This is a genomic window from Pseudomonas sp. CFBP 13710 (genome assembly GCF_014842235.1).
Classification (GTDB): domain Bacteria; phylum Pseudomonadota; class Gammaproteobacteria; order Pseudomonadales; family Pseudomonadaceae; genus Aquipseudomonas; species Aquipseudomonas baltica.
Genome location: NZ_JACYVJ010000002.1, coordinates 327,189 through 342,491, shown reverse-complemented (window position 1 = coordinate 342,491; position 15,303 = coordinate 327,189). Strand labels below are relative to the sequence as shown.

Here is a 15,303-nt window from a genome sequence, read left to right as displayed (position 1 = left end):
GTACATGCAATGACTGCTATTTCATCCAAGGTTTCTGAAACATCACTGGCACAACGCGCCCTGAATATCCGTCGTCATGCGCTGCGCATGGGCCAGGTTCAAGGTCAAGGCTACGTCGGTCAGGCATTGGGAGCGGCTGACTTGCTCGCTGTGGCCTACTTTCACGCATTGAACTACAAGCCCCACGACCCCGAATGGGAACAACGTGACCGCTTCTATCTCTCCATTGGCCACTATGCCATTGCGCTGTATGCGGCACTGATCGAAGCGGAAATCATCCCGTTAGACGAGCTCGAAACCTATGGCTCCGATGACAGCCGCCTGCCGATGTCCGGGATGGCAACCTACACCCCTGGCATGGAGATCACAGGCGGCTCGCTGGGCCAGGGTCTGGGCATTGCCGTCGGTGCGTGCCTGGGGCTCAAACGTAAAGGTTCTGACTCGTTCGTCTACAACCTGCTGTCCGACGGTGAGCTGAACGAAGGGTCGACCTGGGAAGCGGTGATGTCAGCCTCTCACTGGAAGCTCGATAATCTGATCGCCATTGTGGACGTAAACAACCAACAAGCGGATGGCCGCTCCAGCGAAATTCTGGCGTTCGAACCCATCGTTGACCGTTGGCAGGCGTTCGGTTGGTTCACGCAGCGAGTGGATGGCAATGATCTGGACGCGTTGGTCGAGGCTTTCGATGCCGCACGCAGTCATTCGCAAGCTCAACCGCGAGTGATCATCTGCGATACCAAAATGGGTAGAGGCGTGCCGTTTCTGGAAACTCGGGAGAAGGCCCATTTCATTCGCGTGGATGAGCATGAGTGGAACCTGGCCTTGAACCACCTCGAAGAAGGAGACACTGTATGAACGACTTGAAGAACGACACTGCCCAGGCTCCAGTGGCCGCCAAGAAGAAACTCACCACCTCTGCAATGATTGCGTCGATCGCTTCTGAAGGTCAGGCAACCCGATCGGCCCCATTTGGCCACGCCCTGGCGGCCCTGGCTGCAGACCGGCCTGATATCGTTGGGCTCTCCGCCGACCTGGCCAAATACACCGATCTGCATATCTTCGCGCAGGCACATCCTGACCGGTTCTATCAGATGGGCATGGCTGAACAGCTACTGATGAGTGCCGCTGCAGGCATGGCGCGCGAGGGCTTTGTTCCCTTTGCCACTACCTATGCCGTGTTTGCCTCGCGCCGTGCCTATGATTTCATCTGCATGGCAATCGCTGAAGAGAACCTCAACGTCAAGATCGTCTGCGGGTTGCCAGGTTTAACGACCGGTTATGGCCCCAGCCATCAAGCCACCGACGATCTGGCCATCTTCCGCGCGATGCCGAACCTGATGATTGTCGACCCCTGCGATGCGCTTGAAATCGAGCAAGCCGTTCCCGCCATCGCCGCTCACAACGGCCCGGTGTACATGCGTTTGCTGCGCGGTAACGTTCCGCTGGTGCTGGATGAATATGGCTACACCTTCGAGATCGGAAAAGCCAAGACCCTGCGCACAGGCAATGACGTTCTGATCGTCTCGACCGGCTTGATGACCATGCGAGCCCTGGAGGCAGCCAAGGCGCTTCAAGCCGATGGTATTGATGTGGCGGTACTTCACGTACCCACCATCAAGCCGTTGGACGAACAAACCATTCTGGCGGAAGCTCGAAAGCCAGGCAGGCTGGTCGTGTCGGCAGAGAACCATTCGATCATCGGTGGTCTGGGTGAAGCAGTGGCGACTGTCCTGCTGCGCAATGGCGTGACGCCCGCATTCCGGCAAATTGCACTGCCCGACGCCTTTCTCGACGCTGGCGCTCTGCCTACACTGCACGACCGTTATGGCATTTCCACTCAAGCCGTATGCGCTCGGATCAAGAGCTGGCTTTGACTCATTTCTCGGGGGCTGTATGCCCCCGATTCAGAGAAGGAACAGCCCGATGGACACAGATAGGCTCCTTGATCCGTCCTATGAATTCTTCCTGACCGAGCCCTCCAGGCAGTGGACTCGAGAAACCCTTGCAAGCATCCGGGATGATATCCACAACGACTATCGCTCAGCCGACACGGCCCACGGTCAGCAACAATGGACTGAGAGTGATGCCGACTGTCCACCTGTACGTTTGCGCATTCATCGACCAAGATCCGAAACGACTCAGAACCTACCATTGCCGGCCATCCTGTACATCCACGGGGGTGGCTTTGTTCTGGGTTGTCCGGAGATGGCGGACGGCTATCTGGCCGACCTTGCCGCCGATCTTCAGGTCGTCGTGGTTGCAGTCGACTATCGCCTGGCGCCGGAACATCCTTTTCCGGCGCCCCTCGAGGACTGCTACAGGGCACTGACCTGGATCTATCTCAACTCACTTTCTCAAGGGATAGACGAGCATAAAGTAGTCATCATGGGCCACAGCGCAGGGGGCGGGCTCGCTGCCGCTTTGGCGCTGTTGGCAAGAGACAGGGAGCAACGCAAGGCTGCAGGTCTGGTCATGATTTACCCCATGCTTGATCATCGAACGGGGTCTGCATCATCGCTCATGAATAACCCGGCGACGGGCAGGCTGAGTTGGTCGCGAGCAGCGAATCATTTCTGTTGGCAGTGCATGCAAGGTGAATACGACGCCAATGATGAACGAGCGTATTTATTGTCTCCCTCGCTCGCTCCGCATCTTGAGGGCCTTCCACCAAGCTTCATCGGTGTTGGCGCGCTGGATCTGTTTTTGGAAGAAGACGTAGAGTTTGGTCTGAAATTGTCACGATCCGGCGTTCCGGTGGAGATGCACGTCTACCCCGGCGTACCTCATATGTTCGATCAGTACCCGGGGGCCGTTACAGAGCAAAGCAACAGCGATGTGAGGAGGGCACTCGGGAAGATGGTGCACGTTGCAGTGGCAAACTGAAGCATAGTCAGACGCCAATCTTCTCTAGTGCGCTGTCTACAGCTCCATCTTGATTTCGCAACTAGGGACCAAGCGGCGGCCCCCTCGCGCCCCTTTGAGCGATCTGCGACCCCGGACAGCGACGCCCTGAAGCGGGACGAAGTGAAGATGATGGTGCAGGTCAATGGCAGGCTGCGTGGGGAAATTCTGATCCAGGCCGACGCCGACCATGACACGATACGTGCCCAGGCGCTGTCCCATGCGGTGTTAAGCAAACATCTGGAAGGGGCTGGAAGGATGATCGTAGTACCTAACCGGTTGGTGAACTTCATCGTCTGACTATTCAGGTGATCCGCTGGAAACAAGAAAACCGGCATTTCTCGCGGGATGCCGGTTTTTTCGTTCAGCCCTGAGTCGGGTAGCGAAGCAGATCAGTATTTTGATTTTTTCCACCCTCCCCGCTCAGCCTCTTAGCCGCCGAACGCCGTTCGCCATACTCCGCAGAACACTGCATCCGGCGTAACGACTCTCAGGCCGTCTGCTTCGCCAGCTCATGGATATCATCAGCCAATGCACAGACGCCGATTCGCCCCCCCTTCTACATCATGCAAATCGAGCACGGGAACGTACGGTCAATCGCCAACTGGAAATGATCGGGAACTTGCGCAGACCGGTATCCCTCTCCTGTAGGTGATTGCTCAGGAGTGATAAACCATGGAAACCTCGATTTTCTGGGCGGCGTCCGCCGTGATCGTTCTGTTGCTGGACGCTTGGGTACTGACGAGCGTCTGGCGAAGCACCAAAAGCTCCGGCACGAAGCTGGGCTGGACGGTGCTGATCTTTGTATTGCCCCTTGTCGGACTCGCCATCTGGGGCATCGCGGGGCCGAGAGGCGTTGCCATTCCGCCAACATCGGATAAACACAGCAAAGGCTGATGCCGATCCTACCCATCTGATACTCGTTGGCTGGCATGTGTTTGATTCGCCATTCCCAGGCGTTCGGCTGAAGGCGTTCATATCACCCAGCCAAGCGTGATCGCGGTCAGTGCCAAATATCGAAACGCCTTGGCCAGCGTAACCACGACCAGAAAACGCCAGAGCGGCTCACGCATGACGCCAGCGATCATAGTGATGGGATCACCGATGATCGGCACCCAGCTGAACAAGAGCGCCCAGTATCCGTAGCGCAGGTAGGCATTCTGCGCTTTATCCAAGTGGCGCTCACTGATGGGAAACCAACGGCGGTGCCGAAAGCGTTCGATAGAGCGGCCCAGGTACCAGTTCACCACGGAACCGAGCACGTTGCCCGCCGTGGCGATCAGTACGAGCAACACCGTTGCGTAGTGTTGCGAAACAAGCATGCCCACCAATACCGCTTCGGATTGCAAAGGCAGAAGCGTGGCGGCACCGAACGCCACGACGAAAAGGCTTACATAGCTGGTCAGTTCGAACACCTTGTCATCTCGCGTGTGCAGGCCTGCTGCGGAGTGAACGTTTCAAACGCAGTTATCCGCAACAGCTCGCAGGTTTCAAGGGCTGATACCGGCTCTGCTGCACCGCATGGTGTGGAAACTGTCCCATTGGCACCAGCTATACAGATAAACAAGATGCAGATGTAGCGCATCGATCAGCACAGATTCGTTGCCCGCAACCTTGCAAAGCCCCCCCGCCCAGCGCCCTTGATTTCTCGATCAAACAGCCAGTTACGCCAACTCAATCAGAAAACCACCCAACATTGCGAAGAAATTTCTGACACTGACGTTGACGGTTCAGTTGCCTATCCAGCCTAGTAATACCCTCTTACTTGATAGGGACATCCATCATGATCATCCTGGTAGCCGGTATTCATGGCGTGGGAAAAACCTGGCATTGCGAGCATTACGCGCACCGTCGGGGCGTGTTGCACAGCAGTGCTTCGGGTTTGGTCAGGCAGGTGTTGGCCTGTGTGAAATGGAGCGATGATCGCTATGCGACCAATCGAGACCGCAACCGCCAGGCACTGGAACTGGCCGTGACCAGCATCGCCGCCAGTGGCAAGTCGATGCTGCTGGAAGGAAACGTGGCGTTGATGGGCAAGCGCCCACGTTCGTCGGGCACCGATCTGACGGCGTTCGAGCGGCTTTCCCTGGGGGCGATTCTGTTGCTGGAGGGCGATCCGTGGACGGTGTTGAAGCGCTTGCCGGCCAGCCACGCTTCGCCGACCGAGGTAGAGGTGTTTCAGCATCAGGAGCGTGACAGCGCGCGAGCGGTGGCGCGGCATCTGGACATTCCGCTGATGCTGCTGCGCGATTGCAGTGACCACACCTTTGGCCAGACCCTTGATGCCTGGCTGAAGCGCGGGCAGCCCATCTCCATTGATACAGCCAGACGCCATCCACCTGGATTTCATCGTCAATACCGCTGAGAAGCATTGCTGCGACGAGATGCCGCTCGTCGCCTCGACGGCACCTTGCGCGCAAGACGCTGGCCCAATGCTTGTACCCCAATCACTGCGGAGATGCACCATGATGATTAGCAAAAAGCTTGCCTCGCTGGCTCTGGCCGGTCTTCTGTCGGCCTCGTCGTTCGCGGCGATTGCGGCATCCAATGACAGCAACCCTACTGCCACCCCGGAAGCACCATCGGGCAAGCAGGTCATTCCAGGCACTGACAAGTCACCTGACAATGGCAACGCCACCGGTATCGACGGCAAGACCGGTTCCATGAGCCAGGGCGCAGACGCCGGCACCACCGACGGTGGCCCTACCCCGATGGGCGCGACCAAAGGCGATGGCAGCTCGGGCAACAGCGGCGGCAACGGCAGCGGCGCTGGCAAATAAGCCCACCGCACCTTCTGCAGCGGCGCGAATTCCGTCCTTCAAATTGCCAGGCGCAATTGCAAGGTCAACCGGATTCGCGCCGTTGGCGTTTCTGCAGGTCAGTAACCGTTGCGTCGAAGAACCTCGATAACCGATTCAGCGGCAGGACGCTTGTAGAACTTCAGCAGCTCGCTGGTACGGTTGGTGAAGATGCCATCCACGCCTGCGTCACTGACCTTCTTGAAATCGACCGGCTCGTCCGCGGTATACACGTGCACCAGAAGACCTTTGTCGTGGGTCAGCTTGTTCATCCAGGGCTGAACCAGGTCCATGTAGCTCTGCTCTCCCCCCTCGGTCAACGCTGCCGAAGGCCCGGTACCCACCGCGCCGTTGGCTTTGGCGATGTCCAGCCAGCGCTCGAACTCGGCACGGTCGCGGGGCCGTTGCTGGGCGTAGTAAGCCGCTTTGTCCTTCATGCCGGACGCTGCGAACGTCACCTTGGATTCGGGCTCGATGCTGCCCTCGCCTACCCATAGCAGCAATACCTTGGGCACCTGCGGCATTTCCTTGGCCAGCAGCTCCAGGCTGCCTTTTTCGAACGTCTGCAACACGACCCGGTGCTGACCGTCGAGCCAGCCACGCTGCTCGAGTTTGGCCTTGAGGTCACGCTCGATACCAGGAAACTGCTGCGGCACCTTGGTTTCGATGTACACCCCAGGCGTGTGCGTACCGCCTTGCGCCACGTCGAGTACCTCATCCAGGGTGAGAATCTTCAAGCCTTTGTAACTGTCACGGGCGCGCTCGGGGTGCGCTGCATTGAACCAGCTGCCGGCATCCAGGGTTTTCAGCTCCGCCAGGGTGAAGTCGCTGGCCGGCTTGTCCTTGCGCTCGGGAAACTTGCTGGCGATGTCGGTGGTGCGCAGCAAGGTATCGTCGTGCAGTGCGATCAGTTGCCCGTCGCGAGTGCGCTGCACATCGAGCTCCAGATAGTCGGCGCCCAGGTCACGGGCCAGCAGGTAGGCCGGCAGTGTCGATTCCGGTGCATCGAACGAAGCACCTCGATGGGCAATGACCGCAGGGTGCGGAATGTTGGCGGCGTGAGCCAACTGATCGGGGGTTTGCCCCTGGGCCGAGGCAGCTGCGCCCATGGCAGCAGTGAGGCAAAGCGTCTTGTACAGGTGTGCCAACATGTGTAGTCCTTCCACGGATGATCGAAAACGGCGCGGTTTGATGCCGGTGAACCGACCCAGCATAGACGGCGTCGGATGACAGGACATGGCGTGATAGAGTCGCGCCCTTGCCCAAGACACGAGTAGAACGAATCATCACCATGGCACATGACACCTTCGACGCCCACCTCGACGACTGGCAAACCCTGCATAGCCGTCAGCCTGCACAAAGCCTGTTGCTGGGCAACGGCGCCAGCCGCGCGGTGTGGCGCAGCTTCGCCTACGACGGGTTGTTCGAGCGCGCGCAAAAGGTGCGCAACAAACCCTTGAGCCTGACCGATTTGGCGTTGTTCAAATCGCTGCAGACCCGCAGCTTCGAACAGGTGCTGGCGGTGCTCAACAGCACCGTTCGGGTCAATGCCGCCCTGGCGATCAGTTCCACCGCCCCGCTCAATCGCTACTATGCGATCAAGGAAGCGTTGATCCATGCGGTGCGCAGCGTGCACATTCCCTTTCGCCTGCTCGATGAACAGCGCCTGGCCGCGCTCAACCTTGCACTGCGCGCGTTCGACACGGTGTACAGCAGCAACTACGACCTGCTCTGCCCCTGGGCCGTGCAGCACGACCCGCAGGGTTTTGCCGAGCTGATGGATGTGGACACCGGTTTCGACATTCGCCACACCGCCTCCACAGGCTGCCGCATGCTGTACCTGCACGGCGGTCTGCAGCTGATCAAGAACAGCGACGGTACGACCCGGCAACGCACCGCCGAGGGCGAAGCCTTGCTCGACGGGTTTGCGATCAACACGCCTGGCGACGTGCCGTTGCTGGTCAACGAAGGGCCCAGTGCGCAGAAGCTGCGCACCATCCGTGATTCGGACTACCTGAGCTGGTGCCACGGCGAGTTGAGCCGGCAAGACGGCACTGTGTGCATCTTCGGCCACAACCTGGACAGCGACGATGCGCACATCCTTCAGGCGCTGCGCCTGGCGCCTGCGCAGACTTTTTATGTGTCGATCTTCCCGCTCAGCGATGCCTGGATCATCAGCCAGAAACAGCGCTTCGAAGAGTTGTTCGCCGGCTGCGGCAAGGCGCTGTATTTCTTCGACGCGACCAGCCATGGCCTGGGCAGTGCGCAATTGAACGTGGCCGTTCCTGCGGTATTGAAGAAGCGTCGTTGAAGACTCGAGCGCAACCAGGCGCTCACCACAGCGATATCAGACCTTTCTGCAGCGCCAGCAGCACGGCCACGTTGCGCGAGCCCACGGCGAACTTGCGGCGAATGTTGGCGAAATGGAAATTCACCGTGGCCTCGGAGCAGGCCAGTATGCGCGAGATTTCCCACGAGGATTTGCCCCTGCCACTCCAGACGAGCACTTCCTGCTCGCGCGGCGTCAGCTTGATGTCGAGCGTCACTGCGAACTCCAACCCTTGACTTGAGCCTCATGGTGGCGCTCGTCAGGGGTGGGTCACAATGCCGGCGACTTGTAGTCCCGATGCCTCACAGCGCCTGGCCCAGCAGACCGTCTTCCTGCAGCAGGGTCTGCAGACGCTGCTCGCGAATGCCGTAGAAGGCTTTCAGTTCCTCGATCTTCGCCAGCGCTTCGGCGGACGGGCCGGACGTGTCGCGCTTGACCGCCAGAATCATCTTGTTCTTGTTGGTGTGCTCCAGGGAAATGAACTCGAACACCTTGGTCTCGTAGCCACAGGCGTCCAGCAGCAGGGCGCGCAAACTGTCGGTGACCATCTCGGCCTGCTGGCCCAGATGCAGGCCATATTGCAGCATGGGCTTGAGCAAGCCTGGGCTCTGGATCTGCAGGCGGATTTCCTTGTGACAGCACGGCGAGCACATGATGATCGCCGCGCCACAGCGAATGCCGGTGTGAATGGCGTAGTCGGTGGCGATGTCGCAGGCATGCAGGGCGATCATCACGTCGATCTCGCTGGGCACCACCGAACGCACGTCACCGCACTCGAACACCAGCCCCGGATGTTCCAAGGATGCGGCGGCGGTATTGCACAACTCGACCATGTCCGGACGCAGTTCGACGCCGGTGACCTGAGCCTGACGCTGCAGCGAGTTGGCCACATAGTCATGGATGGCGAACGTCAGGTAACCCTTGCCCGAGCCGAAATCGGCGACCCGCACGGGCGCGTCTGTCCTGGCCAGCACGGACGAGGCGAAGGCGTGGGAAAACACCTCGATGAACTTGTTGATCTGTTTCCACTTGCGCGACATCGCCGGGATCAACTGCTGCTGCTTGTCGGTGACACCCAGGTCATGCAGAAACGGCCGGCTCAGCTCCAGATAACGCTTCTTCTCCCGATCGTGACCCAACTCCGGCGCGGCCCGCTCCTGCTGTTGCTTGTTGCGGTGCAGGCTGGCCTTGTTCTTCTTGCTGAATTCGAGCTGCAACTCGTCGGTCAAGGTCAGCAGGTGCGCGTTCTTGAAGGTGTCGGGCAAGGCGTCGGCAATGAATTGCTGGCCATCGGTCAGGCTGAAGTTCTTGGTGATGTCGCGCGTCTTGTAGCGATACACGAACGACAGGCAAGGCTCGCCCTTGATGGTCGCCAACTTGACGATCAGCCGCTGCAGGTCCGGTTCCTGGCCGACATGGCGAGCCAGCACCACTTTGATGAAAGCGTTCTGCGCCAGGCTGGTGTCGAGCAGGGCAAGGAATTCGGCGCGGGGGTCGGTGACGGACATGGCGAAACGGATCTCGGGTCTATTCAGGCAGGCATTTTAGTGGCTGTGAATGGACTTGGGGGATTTGATTCGACGCTGCTTGCGCGGATGCATTTGTATCAATCCCGGCACCCGACTGGATTGACGAGCGCCGATACGTTAAAACACCTCCGGCAAACTATAAAAACACTGTCACCCGTAATCGGCTGCGGCATCCCTGCGGTAGGCCAGAGAGAAGAACTCAATGAACAAGCTGTGTCTGCTGGGTGTCGTCGTTGGCCTGGCCTTGCAAACCGCGTATGCCGATAGCCCTTCCCTAGGTCCGCAGAACAAGGATGCATTCGTTGCCGACCTGATCGCACGCATGACCCTGGACGAGAAGATCGGCCAGTTGCGCCTGATCGCCATCGGTGGGGAAATGACTCACCAGCGCATCGAGGCCGAGATCGCCGCAGGGCGCATCGGCGGCACTTTCAATTCGGTCACTCGCGCCGACAACAGGCCCATGCAGGATGCCGCGCAGCGCAGCCGCCTGAAGATTCCCATGTTCTTCGCCTACGACGTGATCCACGGTCACCGCACGCAGTTTCCGATCAGCCTGGGCCTGGCCGCGAGCTGGGACATGGACGCCATTGCCTTGAGTGCCAGAACCTCGACCGCCGAAGCGGCGGCCGACGGTATCGACATGACCTTCGGGCCGATGGTCGACATCTCTCGCGATCCGCGCTGGGGCCGCATCAGCGAGGGGTTTGGCGAAGACACCCACCTGGTGTCGAAAATTGCCCGGGTGATGGTGGAAAACATACAGGGCCCCAGCCCGGCCAGCCCGGACCGAATGATGGCGAGCGCCAAGCACTTCGCCTTGTACGGCGCGATCGAGGGCGGGCGCGACTACAACACCGTCGACATGAGCCCGCAACGGATGTTCCAGGACTACCTGCCGCCTTATCGCGCCACGGTCGATGCTGGCGCAGGTGGCATGATGGTCGCCCTGAACTCCATCAACGGTGTGCCGGCGACCTCCAATACCTGGCTGATGCAGGATGTGCTGCGCAAGCAATGGGGGTTCAAGGGCGTCACCATCAGTGACCACGGTGCAATTCATGAATTGATAAAGCATGGCGTGGCCAGCGACGACCGTGAGGGGGCCAAGCTGGCCATCAAGGCCGGCATCGACATGAGCATGAACGACCAGGCGTACGGCGAACATCTGCCGGGGCTGCTCAAGAGCGGCCAGATCAGCCAGGCCGACATCGATAACGCGGTGCGCGAGGTGCTTGGCGCCAAATACGACATGGGCCTGTTCGCCAACCCGTACCTGCGCATCGGCAAGGCCCAGGACGACCCGGCCGATGTCAACGCGGAAAGCCGCCTGCATCGCGCCGAAGCGCGTGATGTCGCGCGCAGGACGCTGGTGTTGCTGAAGAACCAGAAGCAGACGCTGCCGCTGAAAAAAGACGCGCGCATTGCCCTCATCGGCCCCCTCGCCGACGCGCCGGACGACATGCTCGGCAGCTGGTCGGCAGCCGGCGTGGCGACGCAATCGGTGACGTTGCTCAACGGATTACGCAATGCCGTGGCCGACCCCGCCAAGGTCACTTATGCCAAGGGTGCGAATCTCACCGATGACCGTGCGACGCTGGACTTCATCGCCCACTTCAACCCCGAGCACGTGAAGCAGGCCATCGACCCACGCTCCGGCCAGGCCTTGATCGACGAAGCGTTGGCAGCGGCACGCGACGCCGACGTGATCGTGGCCGCGGTGGGCGAATGGCGCGGCATGACCCATGAATCGGCCAGCCGTGTTGCCCTCGACCTGCCGCGTACCCAGCAAGCCTTGATCACTGCACTGCGCGCCACGGGCAAACCGCTGGTGCTGGTGCTGATGAACGGCCGCCCGCTGACCATTGGCGAACAACAGCGCCAGGCAGATGCGGTGCTGGAAACCTGGTACAGCGGCACCGAAGGCGGCAATGCCATTGCCGACGTGTTGTTCGGCGACTACAACCCGTCCGGCAAACTGCCGGTCACCTTCCCGCGCTCGGTCGGCCAGGTGCCGCTGTACTACAGCCACTTGAGCATCGGCCGACCGTTCACGCCGGGGCATCCGGGCAACTACAGCTCGCAGTATTTCGACAGCGAGCAGGGCCCGCTGTACCCCTTCGGCTACGGCTTGAGCTACACCGACTTCAGCCTGTCGGACGTCAGCCTGTCGAGCAAGCGCCTGAGCCGCGACGGCAAGGTGACGGCCAGCATCAACGTGCGCAACGTCGGCAAGGTCGCCGGCGAGACCGTGGTTCAGCTGTATCTGCGTGATGTCGCTGCTTCGATGGCTCGACCGGTCAAGGAGCTCAAGCATTTCCGCAAGGTGATGCTCAAGCCGGGCGAAAGCCAGACCCTGACATTCGATATCGTCGAGGGTGATCTGAAGTTCTATAACCAGCAACTGGTGCGGGCCGCCGAGGCCGGGCAGTTCACCGTGATGATCGGGCTGGACTCCGAGGACGTCAAAGAGGCGACCTTCGAGTTGTTGTAGGTCGGCAACGGCTCGATAGCGCCCGTGACCGGTTCCCGCGCCCCGCGCCTGGCCGTCATCGTGCTGGTCATCGTGGCCGGCGCGTCGTTGTCCGCCGTATGGGCGGGCCGTCACGCCCAGCTGCTGGCGCAGAACGAGGAGGCGGCACGCAGCAATGGCCAGTTGGCGCTGTACGCCAACAGCCTGCACACCCTGATCGAACGGTATCGCACCCTGCCTGCCGTACTGGCGCTGGATCCTCAGCTGCAGCAGTCGCTGCAGGGGCCGATCGATCCGGCCACCCAGAACATGCTCAACCGCAAGCTTGAGCGCATCAACGCGGCGGCGCGGTCGTCGACCCTGGAACTGCTCGACCATCAGGGCCTGGCGGTGGCAGCCAGCAACTGGCGTCTGCCGACCAGCTATGTGGGTCACAACTACGCCTTCCGTCCCTATTTCAGCCAGTCGGTCAGCCAGGGCAGCGGGCGTTTCTATGCGGTAGGCGTGACCAGCGGCATTCCCGGCTACTTCTTGTCGAGTGCGATCAAGGACGCTCGGGACGGTTTTCTCGGTGCCATGGTGGTCAAGCTCGAGCTGCCCGAACTGGAACAGGAATGGGCGCAGGGGCCCGATACCTTGCTGGTCAGTGACGCGCGCGGGGTGGTGTTCATCGCCAACCGACCGGGATGGCGGTATCGCACCTTGCACCCCTTGAGCGAGGCCGACCGCGCCGAACTGCAGCGCACCCGTCAGTATCACGATCAAGCCTTGCAGCCGCTGGACCACCAGGTGCTGGGCAACCTCGATGGAGCGGCCCGACACGTGCGCGTCAACGGCCCTCAAGGCACGGCCGACTACCTGTGGGCATCGTTGCCGATGGCCAGCGAAGGCTGGACCCTGCACTTGCTCAAGCCTCCCATGGCGAGTACCGAGGACAGCCGCAATGCCGCGCTGGCAGCGGCCGGCCTGTGGTTGAGCCTGGTCTTCGGCGGCCTCTGGCTGAATCAGCGTCGGCGCCTGGCTGCGCTGCGCCAGCGCGGTCGCGAGCAATTGGAATCACTGGTCAGGGCACGCACCCGGGAGCTGCGCGATGCTCAGGAGGGCCTGGTCCAGGCGGCCAAACTGGCGGCATTGGGGCAGATGTCGGCGGCCTTGGCCCACGAGATCAGCCAGCCGCTGACAGCGCAGCGCATGCAGCTGGCGAGCCTGCGGCTGTTGCTCGATCAGGATCGCATCGACGCGGCGCGCCAGGCCCTGGCGCCGCTGGAACAGATGTTGGTACGCATGGCGGCCTTGACCACCCATTTGAAGACCTTCGCGCGCAAGAGCCCGGCCGGCGTGCGCGAACGAGTCGACCTGGCGCAGGTGCTCGACCAGGCCTTGCAGTTGCTGGAAACACCCCTGCATACGGCAGGTGTACGCCTGCACTTGCAGGTCCGGCGGCCGGCCTGTGTCCGTGGCGACGTGATTCGCCTCGAACAGGTGCTGATCAACCTGTTGCGCAACGCGCTGGACGCCATGACCGGGGTGCCGGCCAAGGACATGCACATCAGCCTGCAGCTTCAGGGCGAGCAATGGCAGCTGGACATTGCCGACAGCGGTGGCGGCATCGCCAGCGAGCACCTCGAACACTTGTTCGACCCGTTCTTCACCACCAAGCCCATCGGCGAAGGCCTCGGCTTGGGGCTGGCGGTCTCCCTGGCGATCGCTCACGAACACGGCGGCCAGTTGAGCGCGGAAAACCTGGCACACGGCGCACGTTTCACCCTTGCCCTGCCCATCGATACGGAGCCTGCATGAGCAATCAAGTGATGGTCATCGACGACGAAGCGAGCATTCGCGACGCTGTTGAACAGTGGTTGGGCCTCAGCGGCTTTTCGGTGCAGCGCTTCAGCCAGGCCGAAGACTGCCTGGCGCAGCTGCCGGCGGATTTCGCCGGGGTCATACTCAGCGACGTGCGCATGCCGGGCATGGGCGGGCTCGCCCTGCTGGCACAGGTCCAGGCCCGCGACCCCGAGTTGCCGGTGATTCTGTTGACCGGGCACGGTGACGTGCCGATGGCGGTGCAGGCCATGCGCGAGGGTGCCTACGATTTTCTCGAGAAGCCTTTCAGCCCGCAAAGCCTGTTGACCAGCCTGCAGCGCGCTCAGGACAAGCGTCGACTGGTTCTGGAAAACCGGCGCCTGCACAGTCGGGCCGATTTCAGCGAGCAATTGCAGGCGACCCTGCTTGGCGCTGCGCCCGCCATCGCCCAGCTGCGGCGCCAGGTACTGGATCTGGCGCAGTTGCCGGTCAACGTGGTGATTCGTGGCGAAACCGGCAGTGGCAAGGAGTTGGTTGCGCGCTGCCTGCACGATTTCGGCCCACGGGCTGGCAAACCCTTCGTAGCGCTCAACTGTGCCGCGATTCCCGAGGCATTGTTCGAGGCCGAACTGTTCGGCCACGAGAGCGGTGCATTCACCGGCGCCCAGGGCAAGCGCATCGGCAAATTGGAGTACGCCCACGGCGGGACTCTGTTTCTCGACGAAGTGGAGAGCCTGCCGATGGCTCAGCAGGCCAAGCTGCTGCGTGTGCTGCAGGAGCAGAAGCTCGAGCGCCTGGGCTCCAACCAGAGCATTCCGGTTGACCTGCGGCTGGTCGCAGCGAGCAAGCCCGACCTGCTGGAGCAGGCACGGGCTGGGTTGTTTCGCGAAGACCTGGCCTATCGGCTGAATGTCGCCGAACTGCGCCTGCCGCCATTGCGCGAGCGGCGCGAAGACATCGTGCGGCTGTTCGATCACTTCACCGCGGCAACCGCGAAGCGTCTGGCGCGACAGGCGCCGCCGGTCAATTCGGCGCAACTGGCCCAGTTGCTCAGCCATGATTGGCCTGGCAACGTCCGCGAGCTGGCCAATGCTGCCGAACGCCACGTGCTGGGCTTGGCCGCGCCAGCGGCGGAAACGGTCAGCGTCCGGCTGTCCCTGGCGGCACAACAGGAAGCCTTCGAAGCCCAATGCCTGCGCGCGGCACTGGCGCGGCACCGCGGCGATATCAAGTCGGTGATGGAGGAACTGCAACTGCCTCGGCGCACCCTCAACGAAAAGATGCAGCGTCACGGCCTGGCCCGCGACGACTTTCGCGAGTAGGCAAGAATCCGCTCACTCCACCTCTCGTATTGGCAAGAATCCGCCGGCTTTTTTTCGTGAACCCTCTGAAAGCGGGGGGTGCAGCGGCTGGCACGGCTCCTGCTATTGCCTTGGCAAGCGCGAACCAACGCGCTACCAACAATAA

The 15,303-nt window shown here is 61.2% G+C and carries 15 protein-coding genes; 11 read left to right on the top strand and 4 right to left on the bottom strand.

The features are described 5' to 3' along the window. Nucleotides 1-9 precede the first annotated feature (9 nt). The 5 genes from IFT44_RS06145 (at nucleotide 10) to IFT44_RS06125 (ending at nucleotide 3,801) form a co-directional block, all read left to right on the top strand. Nucleotides 10-858, top strand: a complete 849-nt coding sequence (locus tag IFT44_RS06145; RefSeq protein ID WP_192175591.1) for a transketolase — start codon at nucleotides 10-12, stop codon at nucleotides 856-858. Continuing rightward, entirely contained in the window at nucleotides 855-1,877 is a 1,023-nt protein-coding gene (locus IFT44_RS06140; RefSeq protein ID WP_122479386.1) for a transketolase family protein, read from the top strand. Before IFT44_RS06145 ends, IFT44_RS06140 begins: the two co-directional genes overlap by 4 nt. 49 nt (nucleotides 1,878-1,926) lie before the next feature. Further along, on the top strand, nucleotides 1,927-2,886 hold the full coding sequence (locus tag IFT44_RS06135; protein WP_192103971.1) for an alpha/beta hydrolase: 960 nt from the start codon (nucleotides 1,927-1,929) through the stop codon (nucleotides 2,884-2,886). 147 nt (nucleotides 2,887-3,033) lie between these two features. Continuing rightward, the gene (locus IFT44_RS06130; protein WP_240998811.1) at nucleotides 3,034-3,204 is read left to right on the top strand and encodes a hypothetical protein; all 171 of its coding nucleotides are present in this window, start codon (nucleotides 3,034-3,036) and stop codon (nucleotides 3,202-3,204) included. A gap of 375 nt (nucleotides 3,205-3,579) precedes the next feature. Beyond that, nucleotides 3,580-3,801, top strand: coding sequence for a PLDc N-terminal domain-containing protein (locus IFT44_RS06125; RefSeq protein ID WP_122479387.1), 222 nt, complete (start codon nucleotides 3,580-3,582; stop codon nucleotides 3,799-3,801). A 77-nt stretch (nucleotides 3,802-3,878) separates the two neighbouring features. Here IFT44_RS06125 and IFT44_RS06120 read toward each other — a convergent pair whose 3' ends face one another. Continuing rightward, entirely contained in the window at nucleotides 3,879-4,319 is a 441-nt protein-coding gene (locus IFT44_RS06120) for a VTT domain-containing protein (protein ID WP_192175590.1), read from the bottom strand. A gap of 368 nt (nucleotides 4,320-4,687) precedes the next feature. Between IFT44_RS06120 and IFT44_RS06115 the strand changes: the two genes are divergently transcribed. Beyond that, entirely contained in the window at nucleotides 4,688-5,269 is a 582-nt protein-coding gene (locus tag IFT44_RS06115) for a hypothetical protein (RefSeq protein ID WP_192175589.1), read from the top strand. A 100-nt stretch (nucleotides 5,270-5,369) separates the two neighbouring features. Further along, nucleotides 5,370-5,684, top strand: a complete 315-nt coding sequence (locus tag IFT44_RS06110; protein ID WP_122479390.1) for a hypothetical protein — start codon at nucleotides 5,370-5,372, stop codon at nucleotides 5,682-5,684. A 98-nt stretch (nucleotides 5,685-5,782) separates the two neighbouring features. Here IFT44_RS06110 and IFT44_RS06105 read toward each other — a convergent pair whose 3' ends face one another. Further along, on the bottom strand, nucleotides 5,783-6,853 hold the full coding sequence (locus IFT44_RS06105) for a glycerophosphodiester phosphodiesterase (protein WP_192175588.1): 1,071 nt from the start codon (nucleotides 6,851-6,853) through the stop codon (nucleotides 5,783-5,785). Between the two features lie 140 nt (nucleotides 6,854-6,993). Here IFT44_RS06105 and IFT44_RS06100 point away from each other — a divergent pair, with 140 nt between their 5' ends. Continuing rightward, nucleotides 6,994-8,013, top strand: a complete 1,020-nt coding sequence (locus IFT44_RS06100; protein ID WP_192175587.1) for a DUF4917 family protein — start codon at nucleotides 6,994-6,996, stop codon at nucleotides 8,011-8,013. Nucleotides 8,014-8,035: 22 nt separating this feature from the next. Here the strand turns inward: IFT44_RS06100 and IFT44_RS21220 are convergent, their stop codons facing one another. Together IFT44_RS21220 and IFT44_RS06090 are read right to left on the bottom strand one after the other, a co-directional pair. Further along, on the bottom strand, nucleotides 8,036-8,248 hold the full coding sequence (locus IFT44_RS21220; RefSeq protein ID WP_342214268.1) for a response regulator transcription factor: 213 nt from the start codon (nucleotides 8,246-8,248) through the stop codon (nucleotides 8,036-8,038). An 85-nt stretch (nucleotides 8,249-8,333) separates the two neighbouring features. Continuing rightward, nucleotides 8,334-9,539 (bottom strand): class I SAM-dependent methyltransferase, encoded by a 1,206-nt coding sequence (locus tag IFT44_RS06090; RefSeq protein ID WP_192136983.1) that lies wholly within the window; start codon nucleotides 9,537-9,539, stop codon nucleotides 8,334-8,336. A gap of 223 nt (nucleotides 9,540-9,762) precedes the next feature. On the opposite strand from IFT44_RS06090, the gene bglX reads away from it, so the two are divergent. The 3 genes from bglX to IFT44_RS06075 are packed head-to-tail and all read left to right on the top strand — an operon-like array spanning nucleotide 9,763 to nucleotide 15,158. Beyond that, the gene (gene bglX, locus IFT44_RS06085; RefSeq protein ID WP_192175585.1) at nucleotides 9,763-12,054 is read left to right on the top strand and encodes a beta-glucosidase BglX; all 2,292 of its coding nucleotides are present in this window, start codon (nucleotides 9,763-9,765) and stop codon (nucleotides 12,052-12,054) included. Between the two features lie 24 nt (nucleotides 12,055-12,078). Beyond that, nucleotides 12,079-13,833, top strand: coding sequence for a sensor histidine kinase (locus tag IFT44_RS06080; protein WP_342214267.1), 1,755 nt, complete (start codon nucleotides 12,079-12,081; stop codon nucleotides 13,831-13,833). Continuing rightward, nucleotides 13,830-15,158 (top strand): sigma-54-dependent transcriptional regulator, encoded by a 1,329-nt coding sequence (locus IFT44_RS06075; protein WP_122479397.1) that lies wholly within the window; start codon nucleotides 13,830-13,832, stop codon nucleotides 15,156-15,158. Before IFT44_RS06080 ends, IFT44_RS06075 begins: the two co-directional genes overlap by 4 nt. The last annotated feature ends 145 nt before the right edge of the window (nucleotides 15,159-15,303 follow it).